10 protein-coding genes are annotated in these 10,183 nt (G+C 51.4%); 8 read left to right on the forward strand and 2 right to left on the reverse strand.

Translation table 11 applies throughout. The features are described from left to right. The first annotated feature begins 332 nt into the window (after window positions 1–332). The 5 genes from ACI32D_RS03215 (at window position 333) to ACI32D_RS03235 (ending at window position 6,745) form a co-directional block, all read left to right on the forward strand. A complete protein-coding gene (locus ACI32D_RS03215) occupies window positions 333–1,418 on the forward strand; it encodes a BMP family lipoprotein (protein WP_439775207.1) in 1,086 nt (361 codons plus the stop codon). An 82-nt stretch (window positions 1,419–1,500) separates the two neighbouring features. Beyond that, window positions 1,501–3,045: an ABC transporter ATP-binding protein gene (locus tag ACI32D_RS03220; protein ID WP_439775208.1), complete on the forward strand. Its 1,545-nt coding sequence runs from the start codon at window positions 1,501–1,503 to the stop codon at window positions 3,043–3,045. Then, window positions 3,038–4,177 carry an ABC transporter permease gene (locus tag ACI32D_RS03225; protein WP_439775209.1) on the forward strand — a complete coding sequence of 380 codons (1,140 nt, stop codon included), beginning with the start codon at window positions 3,038–3,040 and terminating at the stop codon, window positions 4,175–4,177. Before ACI32D_RS03220 ends, ACI32D_RS03225 begins: the two co-directional genes overlap by 8 nt. Then, window positions 4,177–5,133, forward strand: a complete 957-nt coding sequence (locus ACI32D_RS03230; RefSeq protein WP_439775210.1) for an ABC transporter permease — start codon at window positions 4,177–4,179, stop codon at window positions 5,131–5,133. The genes ACI32D_RS03225 and ACI32D_RS03230 overlap by 1 nt, the downstream gene beginning before the upstream one ends. A gap of 211 nt (window positions 5,134–5,344) precedes the next feature. Beyond that, on the forward strand, window positions 5,345–6,745 hold the full coding sequence (locus tag ACI32D_RS03235) for an MFS transporter (protein WP_439775211.1): 1,401 nt from the start codon (window positions 5,345–5,347) through the stop codon (window positions 6,743–6,745). Window positions 6,746–6,789: 44 nt separating this feature from the next. Here the strand turns inward: ACI32D_RS03235 and ACI32D_RS03240 are convergent, their stop codons facing one another. Further along, window positions 6,790–7,287: a hypothetical protein gene (locus tag ACI32D_RS03240; protein ID WP_439775212.1), complete on the reverse strand. Its 498-nt coding sequence runs from the start codon at window positions 7,285–7,287 to the stop codon at window positions 6,790–6,792. 128 nt (window positions 7,288–7,415) lie between these two features. Next, window positions 7,416–8,258, reverse strand: coding sequence for an aldo/keto reductase (locus ACI32D_RS03245; protein ID WP_439775213.1), 843 nt, complete (start codon window positions 8,256–8,258; stop codon window positions 7,416–7,418). A 219-nt stretch (window positions 8,259–8,477) separates the two neighbouring features. Between ACI32D_RS03245 and nagB the strand changes: the two genes are divergently transcribed. The 3 genes from nagB (at window position 8,478) to ACI32D_RS03260 (ending at window position 9,899) form a co-directional block, all read left to right on the forward strand. Continuing rightward, a complete protein-coding gene (gene nagB, locus ACI32D_RS03250; protein ID WP_439775214.1) occupies window positions 8,478–9,182 on the forward strand; it encodes a glucosamine-6-phosphate deaminase in 705 nt (234 codons plus the stop codon). A gap of 73 nt (window positions 9,183–9,255) precedes the next feature. Then, window positions 9,256–9,501, forward strand: coding sequence for a hypothetical protein (locus tag ACI32D_RS03255; RefSeq protein WP_302188485.1), 246 nt, complete (start codon window positions 9,256–9,258; stop codon window positions 9,499–9,501). Beyond that, window positions 9,498–9,899 carry a type II toxin-antitoxin system death-on-curing family toxin gene (locus ACI32D_RS03260; protein WP_439775215.1) on the forward strand — a complete coding sequence of 134 codons (402 nt, stop codon included), beginning with the start codon at window positions 9,498–9,500 and terminating at the stop codon, window positions 9,897–9,899. Before ACI32D_RS03255 ends, ACI32D_RS03260 begins: the two co-directional genes overlap by 4 nt. Window positions 9,900–10,183 lie beyond the last annotated feature (284 nt).

Genomic DNA, 10,183 nt, shown 5'->3' on the forward strand with positions numbered 1-10,183 from the left:
GCCTTTTTCTTAACGGTTATAACTTGCAACAAAAAAGGCAGCCTCGCGGCTGCCCCAGATTAGCTAACTTTCCTGATTCTCTAATCTGCTACTAATTGTATCACAACTATCTTAAACTTCCCAGTCCAGGAACTGGTCTATACAAAGTTGTTGCTTTGTTCGTGAATCAACCGTTTTCCTAGCCACTAAAAAATTTTTTCTCCAAATTTGTCCAAAAAAGCGAATATTCGCCTATCTATTCTCTTGCTTTTTTCCAAACTAAATGCTATCTTTAATACATAATCGTTCGTCTATGAAAAAGAAAAGAAGAAAAAGAAAGAAGTAATTTCGCTATGCGCTTTAATTACAAGAAATTGGTTGCCGCTGGGGCAGCCACTCTGTCAGTTGCTGCTGTATTGACTGCCTGCTCCGGCAAGAAGTCCAACACCTCCGTCAACAAGGACACCAAGCACGGTATCGCCTTGATCACTGACGGTAACGGTGTCGACGATCACTCCTTCAACCAAGCTGCCTGGTCTGGTTTCAAGGACTACGGCAAGGAACACGGCCTCAAGCAAGGCAAGGGCGGTTACCAGTACTTTGAATCATCATCTGCTGCTGACTTCACCCCTAACCTGACTCAAGCTGCTCAAGCCGGCTACCAAACCATTTTCGGCGTTGGCTACATGCTGACTGACTCAGTTAAAGCCGCATCCAAGAAGTACCCTAAGAAGAACTTCGTCATCATCGACTCTGTCGTAACTGGCCGCAAGAACGTTGCTTCCGTCGGCTTCAAGAGCAACGAAGCTTCCTACCTTGGCGGTCTGGCTGCTGCCTACACCACCAAGAGCAACAAGGTCGGCTTCATCGGCGGGGCCAAGTCCAGCGTCCTGGAACTCTTCGAAGCCGGCTTCAAGCAAGGTGTCAAGGATGGTGCCAAGGCCTTAGGCAAGAAGATCACCGTTTACGACCAATACATCGGTAACTTCACCTCAACCGACAAGGCCAAGTCAATCGCCCAGTCAATGTACACTGACGGCGCTGACATCATCTACCAAGCTGCCGGCAACGCCGGTAACGGTGTCTTCACCGAAGCCAAGACCCGCAACAAGGCAACTACGGCTGCCAAGAAGGTCTGGGTCATCGGTGTCGACGTTGACCAGTCAAACCTGGGCAACTACACTTCAAAAGACGGCAAGAAGGCCAACTTCACGCTGACCTCCGTATTAAAGGGGCTGCGTTTCGCATGCAAGGACATCGCTGACAAAGCCTACAAGGGCAAATTCCCTGGCGGTAAGGTAATTTCCTACGGCTTAGCTCACGATGGCGTCTCTGTCACTAAGGGGAACCTTGATGCCAAGACCTGGAAGGCAGTTCAAGCTGCCCGCAAGCAGATCCTGGCTGGCAAAATTAAAGTTGCAACTACTCCAAGTAAGTAGCACAATATATAGTAGTCAATCTGAAACACTCCGCATATTTACGGAGTGTTTTTTGTAAAAGTAATACAGAAAGTTTTGTCATATGGAAAAAGAGATCAAAAACATCATTGAGATGCGCCATATCGTGAAAGACTTTAACGGTTTTAAGGCCAACAACGATATCAACCTCACGCTCCGCAAGGGCGAAATCCTGGCGCTTCTTGGCGAAAACGGCGCCGGCAAGTCTACTTTAATGAGTATTCTTTCCGGCCTGCTCGAACCAACCTCTGGCGAAATCTACGTGCGGGGCGAGAAAGTCAACATCTCCGGCCCAAACGTCGCTACCAGCCTGGGGATCGGGATGGTGCACCAGCACTTTATGCTGGCCCAGGCCTTCACTGTCCTGGAAAACATCATTTTAGGCCACGAAACCACTAAGGGCCTGGCCTTGGACTTCAAGACCGCCAGAGAAAAGATCCTGGCCCTGTCCAAGCAATACGGCCTGGCCATCGACCCTGACGCTAAGATTTCCGACATCACCGTCGCTCAGCAGCAAAGAGTTGAAATCCTGAAGGTCCTTTACCGCGGGGCCGACATCTTGATCTTCGACGAACCAACTGCCGTTTTGACGCCGCAGGAAATCACTGAATTCATCAAGATCATGAAGAACCTGGCCAAGGAAGGCAAGTCCATCATCTTGATCACCCACAAGCTGAAGGAAATCAAGGAAAGTGCCGACCGGGTCACTGTCATCCGGGCTGGTAAGTCCATCCAAACCGTCAACGTCGCTGACGCGGATGACGAACAATTGGCCGAAATGATGGTTGGCCACCATGTTAACTTTAAGCTGGACAAGGCTCCCCTCAATCTGGGCAAAAATATCCTGGAAGTCAAGGACCTGCACGTCAACGAAGACCGGGGGACCGAAGCAGTCAAGGGTCTCTCCTTCACTATCCGCAGCGGGGAAATCCTTGGTCTGGCCGGGATCGACGGCAACGGCCAGGACGAACTGGTCGAAGCCATCACTGGCCTGCGCCATGTTGAAGGCGGCCAGGTCGTCATCAACGGCCAGGACCTGACCAACAAGCCAGTCCGCCAAATTACTGAAGCCGGCGTCGGCCACATCCCTGCCGACCGGCAAAAGTACGGCTTGATCCTGCAATTGCCTTTGTCTGAAAACATGGCCATCCAGACCTACTACAAGGAGCCTTACTCCAAGCACGGGATCATGAACGAAAAGGCCATCCGGGAACACGCCCGGGAACTGATCAAGAAGTTCGACGTCCGCACGACCAGCGAACAATTGCCGGCCAGTGACCTGTCCGGTGGTAACCAGCAAAAGGCCATCATCGCCCGGGAACTTGACCGGGACGCTGACTTGATCATTGCCTTCCAGCCAACCCGGGGCCTGGACGTCGGGGCCATCGAATACATCCACAGCCAGCTGCTGAAGCAAAGAGACGCCGGCAAGGCCGTTCTCCTTGTTTCCTACGAACTTGACGAAATCCTGCAGCTGTCTGACCGGATCGTCGTCCTGCACGACGGGGCCGAATCAGGTGAAGTCAAGCCTGACCAGACTAGTGAAACTGAACTCGGTTTGCTTATGACCGGGAAGAATACCAAGAAGGAGGCTGCCGCTAATGATTAAGGTGAGCCCTAAAGCCAAGCGGCTTTTAGTGCCGATCGTTTCTGTTATTGCCGGCTTTTTAGTCGGGGCCATCATCATGCTGGTCTGGAGCTATGACCCATTCCAGGCCTACAGCTCAATGTTTGAAAGTGCCCTGGGCTCAGCCAACGGGATCGGGGAAACCATCCGGAACGCCACCCCGTTGATCTTTATCGCCATCGGCTTCCAGATCTCTTCAGCCGCTGGCTTCTTCAACATCGGCCTGCCGGGCCAGGCGCAAGCTGGCTGGCTGACCGCTATCTGGATCGGCCTGGCCTTCAAGAGCCTGCCGGTCTACATCCTCTTGCCATTTGAAATCATCGCCGGGATCATTGCCGGTGCCTTGGTTGCCGGGATTGCCGGCTGGCTGCGGGCCTACTTCGGAACCAACGAAGTTATCTCAACCATCATGCTTAACTATACCGTCCTCTACCTCTGCCAATACCTGCACCAGGACGTCATGAACAAGAACCTCCGCGTTGACACCGACACTACCAAGACCATCGGGGCCAACGGCAGCCTGCGGATTCCGTGGCTGAGCGAAATGTTCGGCGACTCCCGGATCAGCGGCGGTATCTTCCTGGCCATCATTGCCCTGGTTCTCTTCTGGTTCTTGATGAAGAAGACCACGGTCGGCTTTGAAATCAAGGCAGTTGGTTTGAACCCATTCGCCAGCCGTTACGCCGGCATGAGCGACAAGAAGAACATCATCATCTCCATGCTCCTGTCAGGGGCCTTCTGTGGCCTGGGCGGTGTTGTACAAGGTCTGGGTACTTACCAGAACTACTTCACCCAAACGACTACCTTGGACATCGGCTGGGACGGCATGTCCGTTGCCCTTTTGGGCGGCATGAGTGCCATCGGCATCTTGCTGGCTTCCCTGCTCTTCTCCATCTTGAAGATCGGTGGCCTGGGGATGCAGACGGCAGCCGGGATTCCATTTGAAATCGTTTCTATCGTCATCGCTGCCATTATCTTCTTCGTAGCCATCAGCTGGGCTGTCGGCCTCCTTTTCAAGGAAAAGAAGTCTGACAAGACCGCGACCTATATTGCCACGGCGGAAACCGCCAGCCGGCAAGCCGCTAGTGACCAGCAAAAAGGAGGGGAAGCATAATGAACTTCGTGACTGTTTTAGCCTTAATCGTTTCATCAACTTTAGTTTATTCAGCTCCCTTGATTTTCACCGCTTTGGGCGGGACCTTCAGTGAAAACTCAGGGATCGTCAACGTTGGTTTGGAAGGGATCATGACCATGGGGGCCTTCACCTCCATCGTCTTCAACTTGAGCTTCGCCTCAACCTTCGGCGCCGCTACTCCATGGCTGGGTGCCCTCTTGGGCGGGGTTGTCGGGATCATCTTCTCCCTGCTGCACGCCGTTGCCACGATCAACTGGCGGGCTGACCACGTTATTTCCGGGACGGTCTTGAACTTGATGGCACCGCCATTGGCCGTCTTCCTGGTCAAGGCCATCTACAACAAGGGGCAGACCGAAAACATCAACCAAAACTTCGGCTACTTCTCCTTCCCTGGCCTGGCCAACATCCCGGTTATCGGGCCGGTCTTCTTCAAGAACACTTCAGCTCCAGCCTGGGTGGCCATCGTCTTGTCCATCTTCCTCTACTGGGTACTGTACAAGACCCGCTTTGGCCTGCGCCTGCGGTCCAGCGGTGAAAACCCGCAAGCTGCCGACACTTTGGGGATCAACGTCTACAAGATGCGTTACGCCGGCGTCTTGATCTCCGGTTTCCTCGGCGGGATCGGCGGGGCCGTCTTCGCTGAAGCAATTGCCGGGAACTTCTCAGTTTCCACTATTGCCGGGCAAGGTTTCATGGCCCTGGCTGCCATGATCTTCGGCCGCTACAACCCAATCGGCGCTATGCTGTCCTCCCTCTTCTTTGGCTTTGCTCAAAGCTTGAGTATCATCGGGGACCAGATTCCAGGCATTTCTAGCCTGCCATCCGTTTACCTGCAGATCGCGCCTTACGTCTTGACGATCATCGTTCTGGTGGTCTTCTTCGGCAAGACCGTCGGGCCAGCTGCCGACGGGCAGAACTACATCAAGTCGAAATAATGAAAACAGGGCAAAAGCCCTGTTTTTTACTGACATTTTTTCCGAAAAAATGTTAAAGTAGATTAATGACAAGTTTTTAGAACAAGCTTTGTGGAGCTTAGTTCACTAGAATTTAAAACTGAGTAGCAACTCCGTTTCTAGCCGAATTCAAAGACCCTTTTCCGGTCGCGAATTCGCGGAAGCGGAGTTTTTTATTGGAGGTAATAATTTAATGGAAGCTCATGAAAAAGTTGCCCCTTCCGTGATCTGGTCGATCATCGGGACCGCGGGCGTGGCCTGCAGCGGGGTTTTGGTCGAAACGTCAATGAACGTGACCTTCCCAACCCTGATGAAGGTCTTCAACCAGTCCTTGAACAACGTGCAGTGGATTACCACTGCCTACCTGCTGGCCGTTACCTTGACGATTGTCCTGGCTGCCTACCTGCAGCGCAGCTTCAAGTTCAAGAGCCTGGTCATCGCCGCGGGCACGGCCTCTGTCATCGGCGGGGTGATCTGCATGCTGTCCAATACCTTGTGGGTCATGCTGCTGGGCCGGGTCATTCAAGGGATCGGGACGGGGATTTCCATGCCCCTGCTCTTCTCAATCATCATGCTGGAGGTTCCCCGGGCCAAGCAAGGCTCTTTCGTCGGGACAGCAGGCATGATCGTTGCCCTGGCCCCGTCACTTGGGCCAACCTACGGGGGGATCTGCCTGTCAGCTCTTAACTGGCGGTTCAACTTTATCTTTACCCTGCCGATCACCATCATCTTCTGCATTATCGCGGCCTGCTTCATGAGCGACAACGAGGCTCACCGGAATCATTTCAACTTCAGCGAATACCTCTTGATCGTCCTGGCCCTGGTTGCCTTGACCCTAGCCGTCAACAACCTCAGCTCCGGCTTTGCCAGTCCGCTGGTTTGGGGCGGGCTTTTGGTCACGGTCATTTCCTTTGTCATCTTCTTCAAGCTGGCCAAGCAGGAAGGCAAGGCCCACATCATTAATATTGCCGTTTTGAAAAATATCAGCTTTAACCTGGGCCTGCTGATCTACACTTTCCTGCAGTTCATCCAGATCAGCCTGACCTTTGTCATCCCTAACCTGGCGCAATTGGGTCTGAAGACCAGTGCCTTGACCAGCGGGATGCTCCTGCTCCTGGGCAGCCTCTTGTCCGCCTTCTTCGGGCCGGTAATGGGCCGGCTCTTGGACAGCCAGGGCTTCAAGAAGCTCTTCTTAATCGGCAGCATCCTGGCCATGGCCGGCATTCTGCTCTACATCATTTTTGCCCAAAAGCTCTCCATTGCCTTGATCGTGATCTTCCACGTCATGTTCATGACCGGCTTCAGCATGATGTACAACAACTCTATGACCATCGGCCTGCAGCAGCTGGAAGTCATGCACATCGCCGACGGCAACGCCCTCTTCAACATGCTGCAGCAGTATTCTGGCTCAATTGGGACCGCGGCCATGTCCGTGATCATTGCCATCGCCGGCAGTCCTTACCAGGGCCAGAGCAAGCAGGTAGTGATGGGGTCACAAGCCGCCTTCATCGTCCTCTTCGTCTTCACCCTCTTGATTTTTGCCTGCGTCTTGAGCTTGATCAAGCGCGACAAGCAAGGTCTGGTCAAAAACTAAAGCAAACGAAAAGCCTTACTCCGCACGCGGGAGCAAGGCTTTTTTCAGATCTTAAAAAGCAAAGTTGCCAGCAGGCGCAAAAGCGCGAAGGCCGCGAAGACCCAGATGCCGTCTTTGATCCCGCCTAAGTAGCGGCGCTGGTAAAGAGTCATCCCAGCAGCTGCGGCAAAGAGCAGGATAAGGGATACGGCCGCCAGCCAGCTGCCCGGCCAGTAGATCAAGTGGATCACAAACAGGCAGGCCAGGTAAGGCCAGGACCACTTGAGCCGCAACAGGGTAAACTGCTTCCGGCTCAAGTGCCGGGTCAGCAAGAGCGGCTCAATCCCGGCCAGATCCAGCCGCGGCAGCATGACGCTGACCCAGTCAAAGAAGAGCAAGTCTCCTGACAAGATCTGGTCTCTGACGGCATAGGTGTAATAGCCTGTGTTCGCCAGATCCAGGCTGCTCCCCTTCAGTTCAACGAAATGCTTTCTGGCCAGAACCAGAATCGCTGCCGTCAAAACAGCGTAAATAAAATAAGCGATATTCTTTTTATTTTTCATGCAGTTACACTCTTTTCTTTCCCAACATTCTTACAAACTGCATGATAGTGCTCTCTTTAGCCGCTGTCAACCACCATCCGTTTATTTATCAGCTTTCTGCGGGAATTTTGCTTCCTGTATGCAAAAAACTAAATGCTTTCCAAAGGCTGCTTATGTTTGGGTGGCAGGTAGTCCCGGTCCAAGGCCGCCAGTTCTTCAGCCGTCAAGACCAGGTCATCAGCGGCCAGGTTGGCCCGCATGTGGGCAACTGAGCCAGCCTTGGGGATGGATAAGACCTGCCCGGTCCGCATGGTCCAGGCCAGCAATACCTGGTGGACAGACACGCCCCGTTTGTCCGCGATCTGCTTTAAGCTGGGTTTAACCGGGATGGATTGCCCGTCGCCGGAGTTAAAAGGCGAGTAGCCGATAAAGGCGATGCCGTGCTGCTTTTGCCAAGGCAGGAGGTCATATTCAACGCCCCGCTTGTCGATATTATAGAGATCTTCATTGGCAAAAACTGCCCCTTCCCCAGCGATATCTACCAGCTCTTGCATGTCAGCCGTATCGAAGTTGGAGACGCCCCAGTGGCGGATCAGGCCAGCTTTTTGCAAATCCTGCAGGCCCTTGACGGTTTCTGCCAAAGGATAGTCGCTCTTCCAGTGCAAAAGATACAGGTCCAGATAGTCTGTCCCCAGCCGCTTCAAGCTGGCGGCCAGGCTTTTTTTCTGCTCTTGGGGGCTGGCGTGCCAGGGGTAGAACTTGGAGATGAGGAAGAGCTGGCTCCGGTCCAGGTCCTTAATAGCTGCACCGACCAGGCTTTCGGCCCGCCCTTCCCCGTACATTTCAGCGGTGTCGATCACGTTGACCCCAGCAGACAAGCCATACCTTATGGCCGCGGTTTCCTCCTCCCGCTTGCCGGCATTTTCTCCCATGTTCCAGGTGCCCAGGCCCAGCTGGCTTAGTTTTTCTCCTTTGACGGTCATGTATTTCATGCTCTTGCCTCCATATATTTCCTATTTTTCTGCTTTGCTTTATTGTTTCTTTCTATTTCTTTTTCCCTCTAAGCATAGTACAAGGGCGGCCATTTTTTTGAAAAAAGCACTTGGATTTTAGCAAGTTTTATTGGTCTATACCTTGACAAAAAATCTCCGCGGAACTAAAATGGACTATACCAATATGAGTGAGTAAAAAATCAAGGAGTCGTGATCATCATGAAAGTTATTGTTGTGAAAAACGCCAGTGAATTAGGCAAGCAGGCCTTTGACCTTTTGGCAAAGGCAGTTGGCGAAGGGGCAAAGACCTTGGGCTTGGCAACCGGGTCTTCACCGGTTGAGCTCTACCAGGAAATGGTGGCCAGCCAGCTCGACTTCAGTCAAATGACCAGCGTCAACTTGGATGAATACGTTGGCCTCAGCCCGGAAAATCCGCAAAGCTACCACTACTTCATGAACCAGCATCTCTTCCAGTACAAGCCATTCAAGCAGTCCTACCTGCCGGACGGCCAGGCAAAGGACATCCAGGCAGAGTGCGGCCGCTACAATCAGGTTTTAGCGGAAAACCCGGTAGACTTGCAGGTCTTAGGGATCGGGCAGAACGGACACATCGCCTTCAACGAACCAGGCACGCCCTTTGACAGCGTTACTCATGAAGTGGCTTTGACGGAAAGCACGATCAAGGCCAACGCCCGCTTCTTCGACAGCATTGATGAAGTGCCAAAGAGCGCCATCTGCATGGGGATTGCCAATATCATGGCGGCTAAGGAGATCATCCTTTTGGCCAAGGGAGAAAGCAAGGCTAAGGCTATTCAGGCCATGGTTGAAGGGCCAGTAACTACGGATGTCCCAGCCAGCGTCCTGCAAAAGCACCCGAACGTGACCGTGATTGCCGACCAGGCAGCCGCCAGCTTGCTTAAATAAGAAGTAAAACAGGAGGCTAATTAATTTACTTCGTAATTACAAAATACTAAAATGTAATTACGAGGTGATGGTAATGCAACATTCAATTGGGACGTCTAAACTGTTTAAATCCGGAAATTCGTATGGTTTCAGAGTGACAAAGCACGACAAGGAATTATTGTCTGCCAACGCTGGAGATGTTTTTGATAAAGAAATATCTCCCGATGGTCAAACAATTACTTTTAAAAAGAGAAAAAAGGTTAGTCCTGAAACACTTGCTTTAATTGATAAACTGTTTGACGAAAATCGCGAATTGATGGAGCGGCTGAAAGACGAATGAAATACTTAAGCGCTGAAGAGATAGTAGCGGTTAATAAACGAGTTCTAGAAAGACTAGGGCAGAAAGCAACAGACTTGCAATACCCTCAAGGTTTGTCTGTCGTAGTTGAGCAACCTCAGATGGTTGTTTTTGGCACAGAACTTTACCCGACTATTTGGCTGAAAGCTGCCTACATCATGCAAAAAATAACCAAGAAATATATTTTTGAAGATGGAAATAAACGCACGGCGTATATTAGTACGCTCTTATTTCTCCACAGAAATGGCTACCAATTAAGATTAACTACAGATGAAGCTGAAGCTCTGATCTTACAAATAACATTGTCAGACGATACTGAAGACGAAATGAAGAAAATTGCAACAGTTCTGGAAAGAAACAGCCTGGCTATTATTGATTGATCCGTTTTAAAGACTGTAAGCGAAAAGAAATGATGATATAATGGATAAGAGATATAGTTAACTTGCATAGCATTGGGAGTGATGAAAATGCCTTGGTTTACAATCATGACGGTCATCGTAGTCATTTTAGCAGTCTTTGGCCTAATTGCTTTGGCCAAGTATCTGATCAACTACTCTAAAAAAGGCCGCTAAACAGCATACGCAAAAGGATCTGCCTCAACAGAAGGCAGATATGACCCCCGAAATTAGGACACTAATTTCGGGGGTTATTTTCATGACTAAAT

The organism is Lactobacillus sp., from assembly GCF_051873315.1.
Classification (GTDB): Bacteria; Bacillota; Bacilli; order Lactobacillales; family Lactobacillaceae; genus Lactobacillus.